Origin of the sequence: Butyrivibrio hungatei DSM 14810 (assembly GCF_900143205.1) — a bacterium.
Classification (GTDB): Bacteria; Bacillota; Clostridia; order Lachnospirales; family Lachnospiraceae; genus Butyrivibrio; species Butyrivibrio hungatei.
The window spans coordinates 1-25,698 of record NZ_FRDH01000018.1; the positions used below are offsets into that span (position 1 = coordinate 1).

Genomic DNA, 25,698 nt, shown 5'->3' on the forward strand with positions numbered 1-25,698 from the left:
TGGCTGGTTCACTGGGGCCGCGCCCTGCCTCTGCCTAGTTCAGCTAAGTGGGGCCGCCAGCCTAAAGTTTGTTTTTGAGAATCTCTGAGGATTTTTCTATGTTCATGAGCGTTATATTTCTTACTTAAATCCTGTTTTTGAAACACTGTCTGAGTCTTTGATGCCATTTTTGCTGTAAAGTTTTGTTTTGCCCTCATCAAAAAAACGATACTTTTCTATGTGCTCATGCAGCTTTTGTTTTAATACGCATGCTCTTGCTAAACGCAAACCGCATGCACTTCAAAAGCTGCTTATGAGCACAAGAAAATGGCGTTTTTTTGACAATCGTTCAACCCCAAAACTTTACATGCAAAAATGGCAATCAAAGGCGAGTTTGTTTCAAAGAATTTAAAGTAATAAATATAATGCCATGAACATAAAAATCCAAAGGATGAACAAAAATAAACTTTAGGCTGGCGGCCCCACTTAGCTGAACTAGGCAGAGACAGGACGCGGCCCCAGTGAACCAGCCAGCGGCTACCCCCAAACTGTGAATGGAACCAATTAATTCACGTTTTCTCCTTGTCAAAAGAAAAGTCTAAAGGTATAATCTTCATTGTGCCTGTGTTTACACAGATGCTAGCTGGAATGGCGCAGTTGGTAGCGCAACTGATTCGTAATCAGTAGGTCGAGGGTTCAAGTCCCTTTTCCAGCTGTTTTTATAGGACGTGGTATAGTAAAAATATAGTCCCCAAACCTCCGATGATTTCTGCGAAATCAAATCGGTTTGGGTGACTATATTTTTTTTACTTTACCACTGGCTATGAAAAAGCCAGGAGAAGGGCTTAAACGATACTCTCCTGGCTATTTTTGGTTTTTGGTTTAATATTTACGTAATGCAAGAAATCTAATTCACAGATTTATTTAGTAGATTTCTTTTTTGTTGTTTTCTTAGAAGTAGTATTCTTCTTGATAGTAGCTTTGTTTGCAGTATTAGAGGCTTTCTTTGTTTTTGCAGTTTTTGAAGAGGTCTTAGAGATGCTCTTAACTGCTTCCTCTGATACTATCTTAAAGATCTTTTCTTCTTCGATCTTTTCGTACTTTTCTTCGATAGCTTTTTCCTGTTCTGCAAGTTCGCGCTCATACTTAAGCTTAAGTTCTCTAAGGAGCTGTTCTTCTTCCTGTGTCTGTCTTTCCTTAAGAGCTGCTATTTTTTCTTCACGCTCTTTTTCTTTCTTTATTTCCTCTTCTTCCTTGATAGCACGGATCTTCTTTTCCTGAACAGAATATGGTGCAAAAGAAAGAATTGATAAAGAAGCTGGAGCAAGGTCTATCTTGATAGAATAATCTCTTCCATCAACTTCTTTTCTTCTTGCTTCGCGCTTACCTTCATTAAGGATTCCCTGGCCGCCAAAGTTCACATCATCACTGTTAAAGACCTCTATGTATCTTCCATCAGCCGGAACTCCAAGCTCTATTTCTCTTTCAACACCAGCAAAATTAGCTACAACAACTAATATTTCCTTGTCATTGTCACTTTTTCTTGCAAATGAAACCATACATTCTTCAGCAGCCATATTATTGATCCACTCAAAACCGCTATCTGAACTATCAAGTTCATGTAAGGCAGCGTGACCAAAATAAAGCTCATTAAGTTTCTTTAACATATTTTCAATAAACACAGACTGATCGATAGTAAGCGCGTCAGGTTCCATGTAAAGGTGCTTTCTACCTGGATGAACCATCATATAACTAAGAGCAAGTCGCAAATTAGCCATCTTCTGAGATGAGTCACCTGGCATAAGATAATAAAGACCTTCTAGTCCCTTCTCCATATCTTCATGGGTAAATGCCAGAATAAATCTCTCAGTGTAGCTGTATATAAGGCTAAATGTAAGCTCGTCGTGATGTCCTGCTCTAAACAATGGATCGTTTTCCATGTATGAAAGAAAATCTCTTGTCCATCCATTATTCCACTTATAGTCAAAGCCAAGGCCGCCGTCTTCAATGGTATCAGTAAGCTGTGGCCAGCAGGCAGTTTCTTTGGTGATAAGCATCACGCCTGGATTATCCTTATGAACTGCTGTTGTAAGCTGTTTTAAGAACTCTAACGCTTCAAGGTTTTCATTGCCACCATAAATGTTAGGAGTCCATTCTCCCGGATTTCTGTCATAGTCCAGATAAAGGATCTTAGAAATATCTGAAGTTCTAAGTCCATCAATATGAAATACCTCAATCCAGTAAAGGGCATTTGAAATCAAAAAATTAGTTACTTCTTTTCTACCATAGTCAAAGATCAGATCTCCTGACCTTGGCTGAATTCCTATCCTTGGATCTTCATATTCATATAAAGGCTTGCCGTCAAAATCGCTAAGACCACATGATGACTTAGGAAAGAAGGTTGGAACCCAGTCCATGATGACTCTGATACCTTTTTCATGACACCTGTCTATAAACTTCATAAACTCCTCAGGAGTTCCATTTGTATCATCAATAGCAAAGAAATCGAGAATATGATAGAAATGTCCAGGAAGATGCTTCATTACAGGCATAAGCTCGATAGTATCAAAGCCATGATTCTGTACATATTCAAGTACGTCTGCCGTAATCTCTTCCATTGAGCTTGTGCCTTCGTGTCTTCCCGCAAAAGCTTCAAGAGAGATCTCACAGATAGAAAGAGGTGCCTCATCAAGGTCAACCTTTCTCCTGTTAGATATCCATTTAGAATCAGTCCAGGAAATGGATCTGTTAGAGCTGATAACAGAAATTATTCCATTTTCTCCTCTGGACATTATTGCATATGGATCTGGTCTTTTATAAACCAGTCCACTTCTAGTCTTAATTTCAAACTGGTAGCCATCCTTTTCCTTGGCACCTGGAACAAAGATCTCAAAAACTCCGATAGGGTCAAGTCTTTGCATCTGACACAATCTGCCATCCCAGCTATTAAAATCACCAATAACACTTACTCTTGCAGCTGAAGGAGCCCATACAGCAAATGTACAGCCCTCTACTCCAGCTCTTTTGGATAGATGTGCACCAAGTTTTTCATAGATGTGGTAGTGAATGCCACTTCCAAACTTTATAAAATCCTCCCGGTCCATAGTTGGGCCAAAAGCGTAAGGATCATATACTTCCTTTTCTGCGCCATCAGAATCCTTGATGATAAGCTTATATTTAAGCTTGTCAACATAAGGAACTATAACAGCATAAAAACCAGCCTCATCAGCAAGCTCCATCGGATATGTCTTTTTGCTGTTCTCAACATATACGCTCACTTCTGAAGCATCAGGATAAAAAGCCTGAACAAGGAAATTGTTCCCGACTTTATGAGCCCCCAATATGCGATGTGGATTGTCACCATCTGAATAGATGATTTCTTCGATTTCCGGCCAATTCATCATTTTATACAGTTTGTTATTCACTGCACATCCCCTCCTAATGAATCACTCAATACCTTAATCTATAATACCATTAATATCGTGAATAAATAACCCACTTAGAAGCTTTGGTTCAAACCATGTAGACTTAGGCGGCATAAGCTTTTCCTGATCTGCAACTTCAAAAAGTTCAGATAATGAAGTTGGATACATTGAAAAAGCAACCTTCATGTCAGTTCCGCATCTTTTCTCAAGTTCCGAAAGGCCTCTTATCCCTCCTACAAAATCAATTCTTTTGTCAGTCTTTGGATCTCCGATTCCAAGGATCGGACCAAGTACCTCATTCTGAAGAACAGAGACATCAAGCCCCTCAACAGCATCGTCTTTTAAAATTGACTCCTGTGCATTAAGCCTATACCAGTTTCCATCTAAAAGCATGCCAAATTCGCCCTTTTTAGATGGTTTAACGCTTGTTTCTTCTTTAGAAACTTCAAATTTCTCAGAGATCTTAGCCATGAATTCATCTGCTGTAAGGCCATTTAGATCCTTTACAACTCTGTTATAGTCCATGATCTCAAGCTCATCATCAGGAAAAAGAACTGACAAAAAGTAGTCAGACTTTAACTTTCCGCGAAGTTTTCCTTCCTTTTCTCTTTCTTCCCTCTTTTTAAGTCCTACCTTCACAGCTGATGCACATCTGTGGTGACCATCAGCGATATATACAGATTTGATAGTAGTAAAAACTCTGCTGATAGTATTTATCTCATCTTCATCCGAAATGATAAAGATTCTGTTGGCAACTCCATCTTCAGATACGAAATCATATACCGGTTCATCCAGCTCTTTTACCCTTGCAACCAGCTCTGATAAAAGCTTATTTTTTCTATAGCACAAAAAGATCGGACCAGTCTGCGCATTGCAGGTATAGACATGTTTTATTCTGTCCTCTTCTTTGTCAGCTCTGGTGTTTTCGTGCTTCTTGATAACATTTGAAAGATAATCATCAATAGAAGCACAGGCTACGATTCCAGTCTGAGTTCTTCCCTTAAAGGTCTGTTCATATATGTAAAAGAACTTTCCTTCATCCTTTACAAAATCGCCCTTTTCAACCCTTTCCCATAACATATCATGAGCCTTTTCATAAACTTCTTTTGCGTACATATCATGATCTTCAGGAAACTGAGTTTCTGGTCTGTCTATTGCAAGAAAAGACTCTGGATTTCTTTTTACCTTTTCATAAGCTTCTTTTCTGTTAAAAACGTCATAAGGCAGGGATGCGATTATTTCCTCCTTACCCTTTGCAGGTCTTATTGCTCTAAAAGGTCTTATATCTGCCATGAATTTGCCTCCATATTAAAAATCAGGTAGGAAAGCTACGTTTCCTACCCGATATTATACTATAAATCTTATATTTATACGTCTTTTCTAACTACGCGAACCCTGATAACATTGTCGATCTTAGAAATTTTCTTTACAAGTGCATCTGTAACCTTATCCTCAAGATCAATGATAGTATATGCATAGTCTCCTCTAGATTTATTCGTCATATCTGAGATATTGTATCCACTCTCACCAAGAACAGTTGTAAACTGGCTGATCATGTTAGCTACGTTCTTGTGATAGATAGCAATTCTAGGGCTATGGCAAACACCCATATCACAGTTAGGTAAGTTAACAGAATTATTGATGTTTCCGTTTTCAAGGAAGTCCTTGAGCTCCAGAACAGCCTTTACTGCACAGTTATCTTCTGACTCTTCAGTAGAAGCACCAAGATGAGGAATAACAATACATCCGTCGTGGCCAGCGATAGTAGGATTTGGGAAATCAGTAACATACTTGCGGATTTTACCAGCATTGATACCTGCAAGAATATCAACTTCATTGCACAGAATATCTCTTGCAAGATTGATGATGATAACACCTTTTTTCATCTTAGCGATGGCGTCTGCATTTATCATTCCCTTAGTTGAATCCAATGCAGGAACATGAATAGTAATAATATCGCACTTAGAATAGATATCATCAACGTTTGTGACATGCTTAACATCAGATGACAATCTCCATGCAGCATCAATAGAAAGATATGGATCATAACCATAAACCTCCATACCAAGCTGTCTGGCAGCATTGGCAACTCTAACGCCTATAGCTCCTAGTCCGATAATACCAAGCTTCTTTCCAAAGATTTCAGTACCTGCGAATTTCTTTTTTGACTTCTCAGTGATCTTAGCGATGTCCGGATCACCAGCATTTGCTTTAACCCATTCTGTTCCGCCAATGATATCTCTAGAAGCAATAAGCATTGCTGCAAGCACCATCTCTTTTACGCCATTAGCATTTGCTCCTGGAGTGTTAAAAACTGCAATTCCCTGCTCTGCGCATCTATCAAGAGGAATATTATTAACACCAGCACCAGCTCTTGCAATAGCAAGGAGTTTATCTGAAAACTCCATTTCAAGCATGTTTGCGCTTCTAACCAGGATGCCATCAGCATCATCTACGTTGTCAACAGCTTCATACAGATCATTAAAGTTGTTAAGACCTATCTTTGCAATTGGATTCAAACATTTATATTTGTACATCAGCCATTCTCCTTTTCAAACTTATCCATGAATTCTACAAGCTTCTGAACGCCCTCGATTGGCATTGCATTGTAGATACTTGCTCTCATACCGCCTACTGTTCTGTGTCCCTTAAGTGATACAAAACCAGCCTTTGTAGCTTCAGCAATAAACTTAGCATTAAGTTCTTCACTGTCTGTAACAAATGGAACATTCATAAGTGAACGATCTTCTTTTCTTACTGTTCCCTTGAACATCTTGCTCTGATCAAGATAATCATATAAAACCTTGGCCTTAGCTTCATTTCTCTTCTTCATTTCTTCAAGGCCGCCCTGTTCTTTAAGCCACTTGAATACTAAGCCGCACATATAGATGCTCCAGCAGTTTGGTGTGTTATATAAAGAGCCGTTATCAGCCTGTGTTTTCCATTTGAGCATTGTAGGTGTATATGAAGGTACATCGTCAGTGATCAGATCTTCTCTGATGATACTGATAACAAGACCTGCAGGTCCGACGTTCTTCTGAACACCGCCATAGATAACGCCGTACTTAGTAACGTCTACCGGTTCTGAAAGGAAACAGGATGAAACATCAGAAACCAAGATATGGCCCTTTGTGTTAGGCAAAGTCTTAAACTTTGTTCCGTAAATTGTATTATTCTCGCAGATATATACATAATCTGCATCTTCTGGAATATCAAGATCCGAACAATCAGGGATATATGAGAATGTCTTATCAACACTTGAAGCTACCTCAATGGCTTCTCCATACTTCTGTGCTTCCTGATAAGCTTTCTTAGCCCACTGGCCAGTGATGATATAGGCAGCCTTACCATTCTTCATAAGATTAAGTGGAACTGCAGCGAACTGCTGGCTAGCACCGCCCTGCAAAAAGAGGACTTTGTAGTTATCAGGAATATTCATAAGATCTCTGATATCCTGCTCAGCAGTCTGGATAACACTGTCAAAAGTCTTGGATCTGTGGCTCATCTCATTGATAGACATACCACATCCGTTGTAATCGAGCATTTCAGCAGCAGCTTTTTTTAATACCTCTTCTGGTAAAACTGCAGGACCAGCAGAAAAATTGTAAACTCTAGACACTTCTAAATCCTCCAATATAATTAAATTTTAATTCTTGGTTTTGACGAAAAATCAAGAATATACTTTATCGGTTTAAACCGATAAATATTTCTCATTAAAATCATTTTAATATGATTTTATTTTTTGTCAATAATGCAATTGTATAACCTTTGTTATTTTATATTTTTATTCATGTTTGAAATTTGTTTGATTCAGATATCTAGCGGACATTTTTAAATGCTGCAGATTAATTTTAATCAATTTTAAAATAAAAAGCATCAATTTTTCTCTTAAAAAATGATTTATTTTTTATAATTTATCTTCCATTTTCTTTCAAAAAAAGTAGCAGATCAAATATGATCTGCTACTAATTTTTTACATTTTTTAATTTATGTAAATCAATTTTCGATAAGTCTACCCCTTCATTTTTTAATAATAAAGAAGTACCGGCGTACCAACTTCTACTACTTCCCACAATTTCTCGACGCTATCTAAAGGACAATTGATACATCCGTGAGAACCGTCTCTTTTATATATCTCATCACCAAACTTTGATCTCCAGGTTGCATCATGGATACCAACCCCCTTATGGACCCCGAGCCAGTAATTTACATAAGATACATAATCAACACCAATAAGATTTGTATGATATCTTTTGTTGTATACATTAAAAATACCTGTAGGAGTACCTCTGGATCTATTAACATTGCCGGTAACTATAGGCATATCCATTGAAAGCTCTCCATTGACATAATAATAAAGATGCTGCTCTCCCATATTGATTTCTATATATGTTTTTCCCAGAAGATCACTTGCGTCATATTCAATGACAGAATCAGAAGGTTCCAAAGTCACCGTTCTGTCTTCATAGAAACTTCCATGAAGATAAGAACTTATCAGATCATCAAATTCACTCTGAATCTCAAATAACAATCCATCGCCCTTACTGTTATCCTTAACATAGATCATATTTGACTCGCCATTTCTGTACTTATCCATATAATAGGCAGTTCCATGATCCATAGAAATGCTCTTTAAGTAAGAATACATCTTACTTTCACTCAATATAACATTTCCATTTTCATCAAGAGCTATTCCATTATCAAATGTCACTTCTTCAGGAAAAGAACATTCTTCACCATTTATGATAAACACTCCTTTTCCCGGTTCCTTTTTAGAAGCTTTTTCTGATGCAGCAACCTCATAAGTATCTTCAGTAACGATCCAATCAGCAACTACACCTTTTGTAACATCAAAGTTCTCGCCTTCAACATCATAGCTAAGTCCACAATTTTGAAGAGCATCAACCTTCATGTAAAGGTCGTATACCTTTTGCTGTTCTTCATTAAGTCTATGAGATTTATAGCATCCTTCAATATCATAAAGGTATACTTCATCTTCTCTTTCCATCATAGAGAAATACACCGATTCAATTATCTCTTCCATCTGCGGAACAGCTTCAAGATCATTTTCTAAGATATAGCCATCATCTGACCTGATCAATGTTACATCAAGCTCAGAATCAGGCATAAAGATTTCCCAGTTAGCTATTTTGCCCGAAAGAAGCGATGTATCAAGGCTTACCTTCGGATCAAAGCTAGCTACTGGATTATGAAAGAAATAGTATCCCCACGCGAAGGGATTTTTCTTGTTTAGAAATTCATTAAGGGAATCTGTAAAGTCTACCTGGTAATTTACGTCATCAGAAGAAACAAAAAGCTTAGTGCCATTTTTATCTACGACAGAAATTCCATCATACTTATATTTGCGGCACAGCTCTCTGTTTACCTCTTCCACATTCTTGCCTGTACAATAAACTCCATTTATCCAGGTAAAACATGGAAATCCTTCCATATAGTAAAAACCAAGAAGTATGTATATGCCCGCAGTGAGAATTGTCACAATAAAAAGGCCGATACATACACCCTTTAATATACTTTTCATAATCCCCCCAAAAGATTATAAATTTTTATTTTTTATTCTTAAGGTCGCCAGCATCAAATGCCTCACTTATAGAAGCTCCAGCAGGAACCATAGGAAATACTTTGTCATCTTCTTCAATATGACAATCAATGACCACAGGGCAATTTGCCTTTATAGCCTTTTTAAGCGCAGCAGAAACCTCTGATTTCTTGGTAACCTTGATTGCCATACATCCAAGTCCCTCGGCAACCTTGCAGTAATCTACCTTATCTTCAAAGATTGTTTCTGAATAATGCTGTTCATAGAACAATGTCTGCCACTGTCTAACCATTCCAAGAACGTTGTTATTGATAACGATCTCGATAATAGGAAGGTTATACTTGGATGCGGTAGCCAGTTCGTTCATGTTCATTCTAAAGCATCCATCACCTGCTATATTAACACAAAGCTTGTCTTTGTTACCAGCTTTGGCACCTATACATGCGCCAAGTCCATAGCCCATAGTACCAAGTCCGCCAGAAGTAAGGAACGTTCTAGGATATCTAAACTTATAATACTGGGCAGCCCACATCTGGTGCTGACCTACATCAGTAGAGATAATAGCTTTACCATCTGTAAGCTTATCAAGCTCTTCAATGATATAAGGGCATGTAAGCTTATCTGTCTCATATGAAAGCGGATATTTTTTCTTGTTTTCATAGATCTTTTTAAGCCACTCGCTATGATCAAGCTTATCTGTCTTTTCAAGCTTTTTGTTTATATCAGCAAGGACCATTTTAAGGTCGCCGACGATTGAGAAGTTGGCTCTGACATTTTTATTGATCTCAGCTGCATCAATATCGATCTGTAAGATCTTAGCTTTAGAAGCAAATGTCTTTGTGTTTCCTGTAACTCTGTCTGAGAATCTGGCACCAAGTGTTATTAAAAGATCGCACTCACTTACACCAAAGTTAGAAGTTTTGGTACCATGCATACCTATCATTCCTGTGTACTTTTTGTCAGTACCATCAAAAGCTCCTTTGCCCATCAAGGTATCGCATACTGGAGAATCAACCAGTTCAGCAAATTTCTTAAGCTCTGCTGAAGCTCCAGAAATAACTGCTCCACCACCGACATAGATAAAAGGTCTCTTTGAAGCCTTGATCATCTTTATAGCTGCATTTATATCGTCGCTTGTATACTTCTTTTCCGGCTTTTCATCAGCTATTGTCTCTTTTCTATAATCACAGGTCTTGGCTGTAACGTCTTTTGTGATATCTACAAGTACAGGACCAGGTCTTCCGGTTCTTGCGATCTTAAAGGCCTTTCTAATTGTTGATGCAAGGTCTTTTACATCCTTTACGATATAACCATGCTTAGTAATAGGCATGGTAATACCTGCAATATCTACCTCCTGAAAAGAATCTTTTCCCAAAAGAGGAAGATTGACATTACAAGTGATAGCTACCATAGGAACAGAATCCATGTAAGCTGTAGCAATACCTGTTACAAGGTTTGTTGAACCAGGGCCGCTTGTAGCCATACATACACCAACCTTACCAGTTGATCTGGCGTAGCCATCAGCAGCGTGAGCTGCCCCCTGCTCATGTGACGTCCTGATATGAAGGAAATCATCATGTTGTTTATAAAGTTCATCATAGATATTTAAGATTGTTCCGCCCGGGTAACCAAAAACTGTATCTACTTTCTGTTCCTTAAGGCATTCCAATACAATCTGTGCACCTGTTAACTGCATTTTTTCACACTCCTCAGAAAATAATATGAATTCAAATTACTTGGAAGATCCAGGAACCTCCAAAATAGCTCCTCTATTACCACTTGTTACAAGCTCTCTGTATCTAGCAAGATATCCTGTTGTAACCTTTGGTTCTCTTGGCTGCCATTTCTCTCTTCTAGCCTTAAGCTCTTCATCTGAAACCTTAACATTAAGAGAATTATTTGGAATATCAATGCTGATGATATCGCCTTCCTCAATAAGAGCGATTGGTCCGCCTACAGCTGCTTCTGGAGAAACGTGTCCAATAGAAGCACCGCGGCTTGCTCCTGAGAATCTGCCGTCAGTAATAAGCGCAACAGATGAGCCAAGTCCCATTCCAGCAATAGCTGATGTAGGATTAAGCATCTCTCTCATTCCAGGGCCACCCTTAGGTCCCTCATATCTGATAACAACAACGTCGCCAGCTACGATCTTGCCACCAAGTATAGCTGAGATCGCATCCTCCTCACAATCAAATACTCTGGCTGGTCCTTCGTGAACCATCATCTCAGGAACAACAGCTGACTTCTTAACAATACCTGTATCAGGAGCGATGTTACCCTTAAGTACAGCAATTCCGCCTGACTGCATGTAAGGATTTTCAATAGGTCTTATTACTTCAGGATTTAAGTTTCTAACACCCTCAAGGTTTTCTTTGATCGTCTTACCTGTAACTGTTAAAAGAGATGTATCAAGAAGGTCCTTTTTAACTAGCTCAGACATAACAGCAAGTACTCCGCCTGCCTCATTAAGATCTTCCATGTATGTTGGACCTGCAGGAGCAAGATGGCAAAGGTTTGGAGTCTTATTTGATACTTCATTTGCAATCTCCATATTAATCTCAACTCCAGCCTCATGAGCGATAGCTGGTAAATGAAGCATTGTATTAGTTGAACAACCAAGAGCCATATCCATTGCAAGAGCATTCATGAATGCTCCCTTTGTCATGATATCCTTTGGTCTGATGTTCTTTTCAACAAGGTTCATGACTGCATAGCCGGCCTTCTTGGCAAGTCTGATACGTGCTGAATAAACAGCTGGAATAGTTCCATTTCCAGGAAGTCCCATACCAATTGTCTCTGTAAGGCAGTTCATAGAGTTAGCTGTGTACATACCTGAACATGAACCACAGGTTGGGCAAGCCTTTTCTTCATATTCACAAAGCTTTTCATTAGTCATCTTACCTGCTGAAACAGCTCCAACTGCTTCAAACATAGATGAAAGAGAAGTCTTGTGACCATCTACTCTTCCAGCCATCATAGGACCACCAGATACAAAAACGGTAGGAATATTGACTCTGGCAGCAGCCATCAAAAGACCTGGAACATTCTTGTCGCAGTTTGGAATGCAGACCATACCATCAAATGCATGAGCCTTAGCAAGACACTCAGTACTATCAGCAATAAGGTCTCTTGTAACAAGAGAATACTTCATACCAATATGTCCCATAGCTATTCCATCGCATACTGCAATAGCAGGAACAACAACCGGCATTCCGCCAGCTTCTGCAACGGCAAGTTTAACAGCCTCTGTGATCTTATCAAGATTCATGTGTCCAGGAACTATCTCATTATACGAACTCACAATACCGATAAGTGGTTTTCTTCTCTCTTCTTCTGTAAATCCCAAGGCATTAAACAAGCTTCTGTGTGGTGCCTGCTGTAAGCCTTCCATTACTCTGTCACTATTCATAGCCATTTTCATCTCCTCCTATTTCACATATAACACAAAATTGTCATTTTCATAGATCACGTGCATTGTCTTTAGGTAGTCCCAATCAATAGTCTCATAGGTCTGATAGAACTTCCAAAAATCTTCCCCACTATAATTCGGAGTAAACATATCTTTATCCAAAATAACCATGTCTGCGTCAAACACATCGGTCTTTTGGCAATCAATATCCCATCCAAACTTAAGTAGATACTGCTGTTCACAATCAAGAACTGCAGGAATCTCTCTTTTTCTAACATCTGCTATATAAAGCGTGTTAAAGACATCGTTTTCTCTTTCTCCAAGCTGACAGCTAAAGTTAGGACTAAAGAACCTGAAAAGGAATACGATCAAGATAGCAAGAACCGGAATGTAAACGCCAATTCCTGAATACCAGGCATCACGTCTTTGTACCCTTTCTGTCTCCCTGGATAAAGTAATTTCATCAACGTTTCCGCTTTTTTCCTTGTTATAAAGCCTTATAGATACATTGATGAGTCTTTCAAGTGCACTGCATACACATATAGTTACAAGGAAGCACATGTAACTAAAAACTCTAAGGTATGGCAGTTTGTGCTGTAAAATCAAGATAATGAACACAAATGCAAAATTTACAACAGCAATAATATTTATCACTGTTCTACTATAATCAAAATGTCTGATGCACTCATATATCATGCATGCAATACCGGCAAAGATAAATATGGTAATGACATTTTCAATGCCAGGGATCATGTAAGCCAAAAGGCTCCAAATCCATCCAAAGTACCTGCTCCAGAAAACATCTTTAGCAAGACTCTGGATATAAGGTTGTGAAAGCATATAGTTGATACCTGTCCGCATAGCAGACATAGGTGCACGTACCAGTACAAGCACATGTGACCAGCCAAAGAACATTGATCCTTCAGTCTTAACCAAAAGATTAGATCCAATAGCAAGCCAGATAACTCCGTAAAGGATAAAGGTCACAAAGGCTGCTCCAATTCCAGCCATTACTAGACTGCTTAGCTTCTTGTAATAGATGTTATCCTTAAAATCAATGTACAAGCCTCTGCTTTTGTACGCATTTATCAAAAGATATATGACGCCAGAAAGTCCAACAGGCACAACCCAATATACACTACTAGGCACAGTATAAAGCCCCAGTACCATAAATGAAGCAAGGGAGACGTAATGAAATCTTCCCTTACTGCCATTTTTACAGATCTTGGTCAGTGTATAGACAGATAAAAGAAAACATGTTGTTGCAAGAGTGTATCCTCTTCCCTGAACACTGTACTCATTTATAACCTGCATTCCAGAATATAAAAGAACAGCTCCAAAAGGAAGTCCGTGTGAGTAAAACATCTTGCAGATCCTATAGACCAGTATCAGATTAGATACAGCACACAGATAAGATACTCCTCTAAGACCAATATATGAATTTCCCAACAGATCCAAAAAACCAGATAATACAGAATAACCGACATGGTTATTAGGAAGTGGCCAGTGAATAGCCCCATAAACAGGACCTTTGCTAATAAAAGTGTAATAGGTATAAAGCTCATCATACTGAGGTGTTATGGCAAACATCCTCCAAATGTAATAGATAGCCATACCAAAGATAAATAGCGTTGTAGCCATGGTCTCCGGTTCATGTGGAAGAAGGTCATATATTTTCTTTTCACTTTTACTTACAAACGATTCGTTTAACAAGCAGATCTCCCATTTCGTGGCATGAAGCCAAAGTAAATTTTTCTTTTTCTTCTGATGGCATTAGATCAATTGTTCTATAGCCATCCTTTAAAACAGTTTTTACCGCATCTTCTATTGCAGTAGCTTCTTTATCAAGGTCAAATGAATATCTAAGCATCATAGCAGCAGAAAGAACTGTTGCAATAGGATTAGCAATGTCTTTTCCTGCAATATCAGGAGCACTACCATGGCTAGGCTCATAAAGTCCAAATTTAGTATCATTAAGTGACGCGCTAGAAAGCATTCCTATTGATCCAGTGATCATGCTAGCTTCGTCAGAAAGAATATCTCCAAACATATTCTCTGTAAGGACCACATCAAACTGAGATGGCTCTTTTACCAGCTGCATAGCACAGTTATCTACCAGCATGTGCTCTAATGTCACATCTTCATAATTCTTATGTACCTCTTCTACAACCTTTCTCCAAAGCCTTGAAGAATCAAGCACATTAGCTTTATCAACGCTGATAACAGATTTTCTGCGCTTTCTTGCGATTTCAAATGCTTTTATGGCAATCCTTCTGATCTCACTCTCTTTATAAGTCAAAGTATCAGTGGCAACCATTTCACCATCTATATCCTTGGTGTATCTATCTCCAAAATATAATCCACCAGTAAGTTCGCGCATAATAAGCATATCAAAGCCTTTATTTGCAGCCTCTTCTCTTAAAGGGCATGAATCCTTAAGTTCTGGATATAAATAGGCAGGTCTGAGATTAGCAAAAAGATTAAGTTCCTTACGAAGCTTTAAAAGACCTGCTTCAGGACGAAGTGATGGTTCAAGCTTGTACCAAGGAGATGTACTTGTATTACCACCGATAGATCCCATAAGAACAGCATCTGCTGACTTAGCAATACTGATAGCTTCATCTGTAAGAGGCACACCGTAAGCATCAATAGAACATCCGCCCATTAAGATATCTTTATACTCAATCTCATGTCCAAATTCCTTACAGACTTTATTGAGGCACTTCTTAGCTTCTCTAACGATCTCTGGTCCAATTCCGTCACCGGCAATGCAAGCAATATTTAATTTCATACCATCCTCCCTAATCTAGCCGTATAAACAATAAGCCTAGTTAGGCGCACCCTAACCAGGCTTAAAAAAGCATAATTATTTCTTCTTAGAATCCTTTGCATCCTGCTTGTCATTAGCAGTTGCAACAGCATCCTCAGGCTTCTCAACTTCAACGATTGCTTCTTTGATCATAGGAATACGGCAGTTCTTGTTGTTACCAAACTCAACGATAACCATATCATCGTTGATATCGATAACTGTTCCGATCATACCGCCAGTTGTACGAACGCTATCGCCAACTGCAAGAGCTGCTAAAACCTGAGCTTTCTGTTTCTGCTCTTTTCTATTTGGACGCATGAACAAAAAGTAAATAGCAACCATAAATACTGCATAAACAAGCAAAGTTGTGATAAATGCTGATGTGGAGCCTGTAGCTTCAGTAGTTAAAAATAGTCCCATATAATCCTCCAAAACTTTTTTGTAGTATATACCAATCAATAATACTAGAAAGAATCCCTAAATTCAAGGGTGCAATATTAACCTTTACGCCAATTTCTAGCAATATTATAGCCGTCATTAACTGGTATAGAGTCATATTCCAAAAATCCATCAAGTTTTCTCTTCTTATAAGCTGAATATTCGCCCTTTTCAATAGCATCTCTGATTTCTATCATCATGTGATTATAGAAATATAGATTATGCAAAACGCAAAGGCGAAGTCCCAGCATCTCCCCAGACTTAAGAAGATGTCTGATATATGCCTTGGAATACCTGCGGCAAGCAGGACATCCGCATCCCTCTTCAATAGGGCTATCATCAAGCTCATATCTAGCGTTTAACAGATTGATGTGTCCCTTATTGGTATAAAGATGACCATGTCTGCCATTTCTACTAGGGTATACGCAGTCAAAGAAATCAACGCCTCTTTCAACTGCTTCCAGAATATTAGCTGGTGTTCCTACACCCATAAGGTATGTTGGCTTATTCTCAGGAAGGTAAGGAACTGTAGTCTCCAATACATGGTACATTTCCTCATGACTTTCACCAACTGCAAGTCCGCCAACAGCGTAGCCATCAAGATCAAGCTCACTTATTCTCTTGGCATGCTCAATTCTGATATCATCAAAGATTGCTCCCTGATTGATACCAAAAAGCATCTGATTCTTATTGACCGTATATTCAAGGCCATTAAGTCTATCCATCTCTTTTTTGCAGCGCTCAAGCCATCTGGTAGTTCTATCTACAGACATCTGAACATATTCGTGCTCAGCCTTGGCAGAAGGGCACTCATCAAAAGCCATGGCAATGGTAGAACCAAGATGAGACTGGATCCTCATACTCTCTTCAGGGCCCATGAACAGCTTGTGTCCGTCAATATGTGAGTGGAAATAAACTCCCTCTTCCTTGATACGTCTGGTCTTGGCAAGAGAAAAGACCTGAAATCCGCCCGAATCAGTCAAAATAGGTTTGTTACAAGACATAAACTTGTGAAGTCCGCCCATTTTATAGACTACGTCGTCTCCCGGTCTCAAATGCAAATGATAAGTATTAGAAAGAACGACCTGAGTATCGATTCCCTCAAGGTCTTCCGTAGAAACGCCACCTTTGATTGCTGCAACTGTCGCTACATTCATGAATACAGGAGTTTGTATCTTGCCATGAACTGTAGTAAACTCTGCTCTTTTGGCATTTCCATCTTTTTTTAAAATTTTGTACATAAAAATCCTCTGTTACTCTACATAAGTGCTCCAGAACTCTTCCAGGCAGATATTATTTTCTGCCATAACGGTAGCTGCGTCAACCCCAACATACCTAAAGTGCCAAGGCTCATACTCAATACTGGTGATATCTTCCTTGCCTGCAGGATATCTTAAGATAAATCCATATTTATAGCTGTTAGCTGCAAGCCACTGTCCAGCTCTAGTATTAGCAAAGCCCTCATCAAGGCTAGAATAACCATCACTTATGATATCTATCGCAAGTCCGATCTGATGCTCTGATGATCCAGGAACCGTAACAGCCTGAGATGCCAAATTGTAAGCCTCCATATATGACATGCCACCATTCATGTATCTTCCAACCTTGTTGGTAAAAAGCATTGTCTGTCTATCCATATCTCTATAAGGAGAACAGATAATAAGACTAACACCGTCACTACTAGCTGCTCTCATCATATCAAGAAGCGGAGTAATAATCCTCTCATCACATCTCATGGTTCCACTAATAGTTCCAAGAGGAAATTCATAGTCATCAGGAATAGGATGATGCTTGTTTACCAGGATGATCTTCCAGTCATCACTGCTAAAGGTTGTTGCAACCATAGATGCAGCTAGAGGGACCTCCTGATTCTCATCTATCTTTGTATCATCTTCAGCTGTTGTAGCAAGAATCTCAGATAATGATACCTGGCTATCCGGATTCATATGCTCAGCCTCAGTTACATCAGGGTTATCACTTTCCATAGCTTCAACAATAAGCGCCTGATCAACTTCACCGATAACAGCAAGCTCAGCATCAGATTCATAATCAATAGCGTCACTGACCACATCTGCAGAATCAGTAGAATACTCTTCTGCAGATAATCCTGAATCAAAGCTGATATTTAATGACATTGCTGGATATGAAAAACTACTACTAGAAACAAAGAACAACAAGATACAAGCAAGACAAGTAAATCTCTTAATATTTCTGTAGAAATAAAACATCACATTGTATGTTGTGATGGCACAAACAGCATAAGCAAGGCCTAGAAAAGACAAAGCCTTATGTTTTCTATTAAATTTCTGAACTCTGTTAACTATCTTCTCTTTATAAGACAGTTTAAGCTGTAAACTACTAGCATTCATATCGAAACCCCTCATTTTCTCGATATTTAGCCTAAAACTACAAAATCACAATATATATTATATAACTTTTTCACAGTTTTTTCACTATTTTTGCAAATAAAACTGTTTTATGTAATCCGATCTTGATGACATATTAGATATCATCTGGTCGAGAACTGTAATGGCACACATTGCTTCCACCACTACTACAGCCCTTGGAACTACAACAGGGTCATGACGGCCATGAATATTGATTTCAATATTCTCATTGTCTTTATTAACAGTACTCTGACTTCTTGCGATGCTAGGGGTTGGTTTAACATGAGCTCTTAATACTATCTCGCTTCCATCTGAGATCCCGCCAAGGATTCCCCCGGCATGATTTGTCTTTTTTACGATCTTTCCTGTACTGTCATCTATAGCAAAAGAATCATTATTTTCAGAGCCCTTGCGTCCTGAAACCAAAACGCCATCACCGATTTCAATAGCTTTGACTGCTCCAACACTCATTACAGCCTGACTCAAAGCAGCATCAAGCTTATCAAAAACAGGATCGCCAATTCCAGCTGGTACGCCATTAATTCTGCATTCAATAACGCCGCCAACAGAATCCTGCTCCTCTCTGCATTTCATGATATAGTCCATAGCTTTTTTATCAGCCTCTCTATCAGGCATAGCTGAAGGTGATTCGTAAATGCTATTTCTTTCAAATTTAGCCATATCAGCTTCTATAGGACCAATAGACTTGGTATAAGCCATAACATCAACGCCCATCTCAGATAAAAGCTTCATGCAGATAGCTCCGGCAGCAACTCTTCCGATTGTTTCTCTGCCAGATGATCGTCCACCGCCTCTGTAATCTCTAAATCCATACTTCTCATCAAAGGTATAATCAGCGTGACCTGGTCTGTAATAGGACGCAATATCACTGTAGTCCCCTGAATGCTGGTTTGTATTTCTAACCAAAAGAGATATTGGTGTACCAGTAGTCTTACCTTCAAATACACCAGATAAGATCTCTACCTTATCATCCTCTTTTCTGGATGTTGTGGCACTAGATGTACCTGGTTTTCTTCTATCCAGAAATTTCTGAATATCCTCATCGCACAATTCCATACCTGCAGGAAAGCCATCTATGACTACTCCAAGTGCTTCTCCATGGGATTCTCCCCAGGTTGTTATCTTTATGTTTTTTCCAAATGTAGAGCCTGACATAGTTTCTCCTCCAAGTCTTATTCTCCTAATTTTCGCACGTTAATGAAAAAAAGTGAATACTTAGACAAAAAAAATGTGGCATTAAGCCACATTTTTTAAGATCAATCATCAAGTTTATGGAAGATAATGCAGTTTGGTCTTGTGACACTAAGCTCAGGTCCATTCATGACCATTGTTCCCTTATCCATATCAACTGTGAAGAATGTAAGAGAATCTGACTCATGATTAAGAGAAACAAGGTGCTTGTTGTCTGGGAAAAGAGCTGCATCCTTAGGATACTCACCAGCAACAGGAAGCTGGATCTTCTGAGTGATAAGTCCAGTCTCACTATCAACTTTAAATACTAATACGTTGTTCTCACCAGCTGTTGAACTAACAAGATACTTGTAGTCCTGTGAGAAATTAAGTGCGCTGCTTGCAACACCGATTGAATCAGCTTCTTCTGAAGTAGATACTGACTGGATCTTATTAAATTCAGGATCACCATTTTTCTCAGTATACTCATAAACTTCTACTGCACACTTCTGCTCAAGGCAAACATAGAGGAATCTGCCATCCTTTGAGAACTGCATATGTCTGGGTGAAGACTCCTGGTCGCAATGGATAACATCTGCATCCTTGATCTTACCTGTCTCGAAATCAAGTGAATAAACATTAATCCTATCCATACCAAGGTCAGCAGCCAAAAGATATTTATTATCCTTAGATACCTTAATACACTGAACATGTGGAACGTGATTACGTCCTGCAGCAGTTCCAAGTCCCTTATGGTATCTCTCATCAGTTATCTCACCGATGCTACCGTCTTTATTGAGCTTAAGGATTGTGATCTTGCCATCATGATATCCAGCAGTGAAAAGATAATTGTCCTGCTGATCCATGTTTACATAGCAGCCACGCATACCATTTATAGACGCTTCATTAAGAAATTCCAGGCTTCCATCAGGAAGAATGTGATAAGCCTCCACTCCGGCATCTGTAATAGAATACAATGTCTTATTATCATGAGAAATATTAATATATGATGAGTTAGTGATCTCAACCTTCTGTTTCTCAGTAAGTCTGCCATTCTTGAGATCTACATCATAAATTCTAATGCCATATTTAGTGCCAAGTCCTGAAGTGTAGCTAGACACATAGGCTACATACTTGTCTTTTCCAGCCATCTAACGCATGCCTCCTAGAAATTACTACTATTTTCTCTCATTTTATCACAATAAATGCAAACTTTAAATATATCTGGAAAACTTCCGCCTTCACTTTCTAAATAAAAAGAAGTTTCGCAAATTAAAGGGTAAGTTTTGGAAAAAATAATTGACAGTAGTCTTTTGTCATTTACAATTAAAGGGATTGTTAAATTCTACATATTAATAGGAGTTAAAAATGGGCAAAGATCTGATAACACTTAAGAATATTTGTAAAGCCTATGATGGGACTACAATTTTAGATGATTTAAATCTGTCTATATATGAGAATTCGTTTGTAACACTGCTAGGTCCTAGTGGATGTGGTAAAACTACTACCCTCAGGATCATTGGCGGTTTTGAAAAGCCTGATAAAGGTCAGGTTATTTTTGATGGACAGGATATTACAGATCTTGCTCCAAATAAAAGGCAGCTTAATACTGTATTCCAGAAGTATGCTCTTTTCACACATATGAGCGTTGCTGAAAATATCGCCTTTGGACTTAAGATAAAAAATAAGTCTGATAACTACATCAAGGATAAGATCAAATATGCACTTAAGCTTGTTAATCTCGAGGGCTACGAAAACAGAAGTCCTGAATCTTTATCAGGTGGCCAGCAGCAAAGGATCGCTATTGCCAGAGCTATCGTAAATGAGCCAAAGGTTCTTTTACTGGATGAGCCACTTGGTGCTCTTGACCTTAAAATGCGTCAGGACATGCAGTATGAGCTTAAAAGGCTTAAGGAAGAGCTTGGTATTACATTTATCTATGTAACACATGATCAGGAAGAAGCTCTTACTATGTCTGATCATATTGTAGTCATGAATCAGGGCTACATTCAGCAGGAAGGATCTCCAGAGACCATCTATAATGAGCCTGAGAATGCCTTTGTTGCAGATTTCATCGGTGATAGCAACATTATCCGCTCTACTATGATAAGGGATGAGCTTGTAGAAATTCTTGGAGCCAAGTTTTCATGTGTAGATAAGGGCTTTGGAAACAATAAACCTGTAGATGTTGTTATCAGACCTGAGGATATTGAACTTGTAGCTCCAGAAGATGGCACATTAACAGGTGTAGTTACCGACCTTACATTTAAGGGTGTTCACTATGAGATGGACGTTGAAACCTGTGGCAGAGAACTTTTAGTTCATTCAACCAAGCTCTCCGCAGTTGGAACAAAGGTTGGAATAAAGGTAGATCCATTTAATATTCAGATCATGAATGTTCCTGTTTCTGAGGACGAGGAGGCTATCAGTGAAACTGTTTAAATCCAAAAGTTCAGCCGGACTTTTGTCTGCTCCATACATGGCCTGGGCACTGATCTTCATCTTAGTACCTCTTGGAATGGTCTTCTACTATGGACTTACAAATGATAGCGGCTCTTTTACATTAGAAAATATCACAACCATTGCTAAGCCAGGATACCTTAAAGCTCTTATAAGGTCCCTTAGACTTGCTGTTATCAGCACTTTTGTTTGCTTCATTTTGGCATACCCGCTTGGAATGATACTTTCATCCATGAAGCTATCAAAAAACACTTATATTGTTACTTTGTTCATCCTCCCTATGTGGATGAACTTCCTCTTAAGAACTCTTACATGGATGACTCTTTTAGAGGGAAAAGGTGTTATCAACACAGTACTTGAGTTTTTTCACCTTCCTACTATAAATGTGATAAATACAGGTGCTGCCATTGTTCTTGGTATGGTCTATAACTTTTTACCATTTATGATCCTGCCAATATACAATTCACTTAATAAGATCGATGAAAACGTAATCAATGCAGCCCGTGACCTTGGAGCAAATACTCTTCAGACTTTCCTTAAGATCACTCTTCCGCTGTCTCTTCCAGGTATCCTTAGCGGAATCACAATGGTATTCATTCCAGCCCTTACGACTTTCGCTATTTCTACCATGCTTGGAGGCTCCAAGATACTGCTTATCGGTAACATCATCGAGCAGGAATTCACCCAGCTCTATGACTGGCACCTTGGAAGTGGCTTATCGATAGTGCTTATGGTATTTATCATCCTTAACATGATAATCGAGACAATATTTGATAAAGGAGGTAATGCCTGATGAAGAATGTATTAAAAAAGCTTTATCTTGCCCTTCTTTTGATATTTATGTACGCTCCGATCATTACACTTATAGTACTTTCATTTAACTCAAGTAAATCAAGAGCTAAATGGGGCGGATTTACACTTAACTGGTATATAAACCTCTTATCAGATGAGGCGGTAGCTGGAGCACTTATAAATACACTTACTATAGCAATACTAGCTACTATTTTTTCAACAATAATCGGTACTGTTACTAGTATTGCTATGATAGGCCTTAATACAAAGCTACGCTCTTTTATCATGGGTATAACAAATATCCCAATGATTAATGCTGATATCGTAACAGGTATCTCTTTGATGCTCCTTTTTCGATTTCTTCATATCGGAACCGGCTTTACTACTATTCTTTTGGCACATATTACCTTCAACATTCCATTCGTAATGCTAAGTATCATGCCAAGAATAAAGAACATGAACTTCTACGTTTATGAAGCAGCACTAGACCTTGGTGCTTCTCCTGTTTACGCATTTACAAAGACCATTTTACCTGACCTTGTTCCTGGAATTGTATCAGGTGCACTTATGGCCTTTACTATGTCCCTTGATGATTTCATTATCACTTACTTTACCAAGGGATCAGGTTTTGAAACTCTTTCAACACTCATATATAACGAGGTTAAAAGAGGCATACAGCCTGAAATATACGCTCTGTCAGCCATCATATTTGTTGTAGTATTGACACTTCTTATGATCGTTTATAGAGTACCTTCTTCAAAAACAAAGGAAAAAGCTAATGAAAAATAAACCTCTTTCAATAATTCTTTGTCTGCTACTCGTATGCTTTTGCATATGTGGATGTGCTGAAAATGATAAGGCAACTAATAAAAAAGAAAAACTATACGTATATAACTGGGGCGAATATATTGACGATGAAGTAATAGATAAATTCGAAGAAGAAACCGGAATCGATGTTGTCTACGATATGTTTGAAACCAATGAGATCATGTATGCCAAGCTTGCTCAGGATGATTCAGCCTATGATGTCATCTGCCCTTCAGACTACATGATACAAAAGCTTATAGAAAATGATCTTATTCAGGAACTTAACTTTGATCATATTCCAAACAGCAAGAACATTGGCGCTCAATACTATGAATCCTCAAGATCTTTCGACCCTGAAAACAAATACTCTGTTCCATATTGCTGGGGAACTGTAGGAATTCTTTACAACAAGACAATGGTAGATGAAACCGTTGATAGCTGGGATATTCTTTGGAATCCTAAGTATTCAGGTCAGATCCTCATGCAAGATTCAGTTAGAGATGCGTATATGGTAGCTCTCCTTAAAAATGGCTACTCTCAAAACACCAAAAATCCTGATGAAATTGCAGTTGCAACAAAAGACCTAATAGCACAAAAGCCCCTTGTTCAGGCATATGTTGTTGATCAGGTCCGTGATAAGATGATCGGCGGCGAAGCTGCACTTGGAGTTATCTATTCTGGTGAAGCTATCTACACAGCCAGAGAAAATGATGACCTCGTATATGTAGTACCCAAGGAAGGAACCAATGTTTGGATTGATTCCTGGGTTATTACAAAGGGATCAAAAAATAAAGAAAATGCAGAAAAATGGATAGACTTTATGTGCCGTGGTGATATAGCTCTTCAAAACTTTGAGTACATCACCTACTCCACTCCAAATACAATTGCCCAAGAAAACATTGAAGATGAGGATATCAAAAACTCTAAAGTAGCATTTCCAGACCTGTCAGAATTCCCGTCAGAATCCTATCAGTACCTTGGTCAGGACGGCGACCGACTCTACAACGACGCCTGGATGGAAGTTAAATCAGCCGACTACTGATTTGTGGAGTGGCCACCCGGAAGGTTGTGGTACCGGACGCTTTGCTGTATAGGACCGATTCCTTCGCTTGGTATTTTTTTCAGGATACATTAAACATTCAAAAACCCTGCAAAGATTTATTTCATGTTATTCAAAACATAAATCTTTACAGGGTTATTTTCATGTTATGTATCTGCTGAAAAAAATAAATCGCTCACGGAATATGTCCTATACAGTAAAGCTGTTTGGACTATAATCTTTCGAATTACCAGTTCTTATAGATTCCGTTTACACAAATGCCAGCATAACCATTTGCTATCATTACTGCTTTATCTGACTCTGAAATCTTAGGATAATAAATGGTTGATGGAGCTACGATAACAAAATAGTTACTGCCATTATTGGTAACGGAAGTGATGCCAAAGGTGCCCATGTTACCATTGCCGTTACTGATTGAGAAGGATGCCATAGCTGTGCCCTTGTCGTTATAGAGCATAGCAGTACCACCTTGTTTCATCAGAGTTCCTGTCTTTCCTCCAGCAATTCCAACTGGAATGGACTGGTACTGAGGAACAATATTCTGAACATAAACTTCTATGCAGTCATGTACGTCTCCACTTTCAAGTCTTGCGTCGTTAACATAGAAATGGAAAAATACATTCTTAACTGTCTCGTCTGGGCCGATGTGAACTGTAAAGTATTCTGATCCAGCTCTATAAGTACATTCAATATATGTACCGTCACTAGTATGATCACCAACGAAGTAAGTATAGTTATAATCACTTCTAAACCATACCTTCTTGCTCTCTCCTGCATTTATGGACATCACAGTATCGCCAAAATCAAAGCAGTCCACATCACTATAAGCCTCTACCTTAGCAGGAACAAGTAACATGATTGTGAGAACAAAAGCAAATACTATACAAATATATTTCTCTACTTTTCTTAACATGCTAATACCTCCATTAACACATCATATTCATCCTTAGGTATCATCATTTTAATTCGTTCTGTATGTAATTTCACGTAAAGTTTCCCTAAATATCCTTAACTTTTTGTTACCTGTCATCCAAAACCTTTCGCGGATTATTTGAGGCTTCGCCTGAGGGACGCCCTGCCTCTGCCTAGTTCAGCCCAGTGGGGCCGCCAGCCTAAAGTTTGTTTTTGAGAATCTCTGAGGATTTTTCTATGTTCATGAGCGTTATATTTCTTACTTTAAATTCTGTTTTTGAAACACTGTCTGAGTCTTTGATGCCATTTTTGCTGTAAAGTTTTGTTTTGTCCTCATCAAAAAAACGATACTTTTCTATGTGCTCATGCAGCTTTTGTTTTAATACGCATGCTCTTGCTACATACTTGCAGGGCGGAATTTATAATAAGTGGTCATTGGAGCTACGCTCCCATAACAGGAAAAGAGGTG

General features: G+C 38.6%; 17 protein-coding genes, 1 tRNA gene and 1 pseudogene. 4 read left to right on the forward strand and 15 right to left on the reverse strand.

The features are described 5' to 3' along the window. Window positions 1–621: 621 nt before the first annotated feature. Window positions 622–694 (forward strand) — tRNA-Thr (locus tag BUA02_RS15265). A gap of 205 nt (window positions 695–899) precedes the next feature. Here the strand turns inward: BUA02_RS15265 and glgB are convergent. The 14 genes from glgB to BUA02_RS15335 all read right to left on the reverse strand — a co-directional run bounded on the left by glgB (window position 900) and on the right by BUA02_RS15335 (window position 20,349). Continuing rightward, window positions 900–3,404 carry a 1,4-alpha-glucan branching protein GlgB gene (gene glgB / locus BUA02_RS15270; RefSeq protein WP_143147450.1) on the reverse strand — a complete coding sequence of 835 codons (2,505 nt, stop codon included), beginning with the start codon at window positions 3,402–3,404 and terminating at the stop codon, window positions 900–902. Window positions 3,405–3,437: 33 nt separating this feature from the next. Continuing rightward, on the reverse strand, window positions 3,438–4,697 hold the full coding sequence (locus BUA02_RS15275) for a DUF1015 domain-containing protein (RefSeq protein WP_072705703.1): 1,260 nt from the start codon (window positions 4,695–4,697) through the stop codon (window positions 3,438–3,440). A 74-nt stretch (window positions 4,698–4,771) separates the two neighbouring features. Beyond that, window positions 4,772–5,941, reverse strand: coding sequence for a phosphoglycerate dehydrogenase (locus tag BUA02_RS15280; RefSeq protein WP_072705705.1), 1,170 nt, complete (start codon window positions 5,939–5,941; stop codon window positions 4,772–4,774). Beyond that, on the reverse strand, window positions 5,941–7,023 hold the full coding sequence (gene serC, locus BUA02_RS15285) for a 3-phosphoserine/phosphohydroxythreonine transaminase (RefSeq protein WP_072705707.1): 1,083 nt from the start codon (window positions 7,021–7,023) through the stop codon (window positions 5,941–5,943). The genes BUA02_RS15280 and serC overlap by 1 nt, the downstream gene beginning before the upstream one ends. Window positions 7,024–7,431: 408 nt before the next feature. Beyond that, window positions 7,432–8,946: a L,D-transpeptidase gene (locus BUA02_RS15290; protein ID WP_072705708.1), complete on the reverse strand. Its 1,515-nt coding sequence runs from the start codon at window positions 8,944–8,946 to the stop codon at window positions 7,432–7,434. 25 nt (window positions 8,947–8,971) lie between these two features. Further along, window positions 8,972–10,660: a biosynthetic-type acetolactate synthase large subunit gene (gene ilvB / locus BUA02_RS15295; protein WP_072705710.1), complete on the reverse strand. Its 1,689-nt coding sequence runs from the start codon at window positions 10,658–10,660 to the stop codon at window positions 8,972–8,974. 36 nt (window positions 10,661–10,696) lie between these two features. Then, window positions 10,697–12,373, reverse strand: a complete 1,677-nt coding sequence (ilvD, locus tag BUA02_RS15300; RefSeq protein ID WP_072705727.1) for a dihydroxy-acid dehydratase — start codon at window positions 12,371–12,373, stop codon at window positions 10,697–10,699. 18 nt (window positions 12,374–12,391) lie between these two features. Beyond that, a complete protein-coding gene (locus BUA02_RS15305) occupies window positions 12,392–14,086 on the reverse strand; it encodes a glycosyltransferase family 39 protein (RefSeq protein WP_072705712.1) in 1,695 nt (564 codons plus the stop codon). Then, on the reverse strand, window positions 14,061–15,164 hold the full coding sequence (gene leuB, locus BUA02_RS15310; protein WP_072705713.1) for a 3-isopropylmalate dehydrogenase: 1,104 nt from the start codon (window positions 15,162–15,164) through the stop codon (window positions 14,061–14,063). The genes BUA02_RS15305 and leuB overlap by 26 nt, the downstream gene beginning before the upstream one ends. 75 nt (window positions 15,165–15,239) lie before the next feature. Then, window positions 15,240–15,602, reverse strand: coding sequence for a preprotein translocase subunit YajC (gene yajC, locus BUA02_RS15315; protein WP_071176184.1), 363 nt, complete (start codon window positions 15,600–15,602; stop codon window positions 15,240–15,242). A gap of 77 nt (window positions 15,603–15,679) precedes the next feature. Next, window positions 15,680–16,861: a tRNA guanosine(34) transglycosylase Tgt gene (gene tgt / locus BUA02_RS15320; RefSeq protein ID WP_072705715.1), complete on the reverse strand. Its 1,182-nt coding sequence runs from the start codon at window positions 16,859–16,861 to the stop codon at window positions 15,680–15,682. A gap of 12 nt (window positions 16,862–16,873) precedes the next feature. Further along, the gene (locus BUA02_RS15325; protein ID WP_071176186.1) at window positions 16,874–17,989 is read right to left on the reverse strand and encodes a M15 family metallopeptidase; all 1,116 of its coding nucleotides are present in this window, start codon (window positions 17,987–17,989) and stop codon (window positions 16,874–16,876) included. An 84-nt stretch (window positions 17,990–18,073) separates the two neighbouring features. Continuing rightward, window positions 18,074–19,183, reverse strand: a complete 1,110-nt coding sequence (gene aroC / locus BUA02_RS15330) for a chorismate synthase (RefSeq protein ID WP_072705717.1) — start codon at window positions 19,181–19,183, stop codon at window positions 18,074–18,076. A gap of 101 nt (window positions 19,184–19,284) precedes the next feature. After that, complete coding sequence (locus BUA02_RS15335; protein ID WP_072705719.1) at window positions 19,285–20,349, reverse strand: lactonase family protein; 1,065 nt, start codon at window positions 20,347–20,349, stop codon at window positions 19,285–19,287. 217 nt (window positions 20,350–20,566) lie between these two features. On the opposite strand from BUA02_RS15335, the gene BUA02_RS15340 reads away from it, so the two are divergent. From BUA02_RS15340 to BUA02_RS16235, 3 genes and pseudogenes are all read left to right on the forward strand, one after another. Continuing rightward, window positions 20,567–21,640: an ABC transporter ATP-binding protein gene (locus BUA02_RS15340; protein WP_072705721.1), complete on the forward strand. Its 1,074-nt coding sequence runs from the start codon at window positions 20,567–20,569 to the stop codon at window positions 21,638–21,640. Between the two features lie 37 nt (window positions 21,641–21,677). Beyond that, complete coding sequence (locus tag BUA02_RS15345; RefSeq protein ID WP_071177475.1) at window positions 21,678–22,451, forward strand: ABC transporter permease; 774 nt, start codon at window positions 21,678–21,680, stop codon at window positions 22,449–22,451. Beyond that, window positions 22,451–24,299: pseudogene (locus BUA02_RS16235) on the forward strand (extracellular solute-binding protein). Before BUA02_RS15345 ends, BUA02_RS16235 begins: the two are co-directional and overlap by 1 nt. Before the next feature lie 244 nt (window positions 24,300–24,543). Here the strand turns inward: BUA02_RS16235 and BUA02_RS15360 are convergent. Beyond that, entirely contained in the window at window positions 24,544–25,230 is a 687-nt protein-coding gene (locus BUA02_RS15360; RefSeq protein ID WP_072705725.1) for a hypothetical protein, read from the reverse strand. Window positions 25,231–25,698 lie beyond the last annotated feature (468 nt).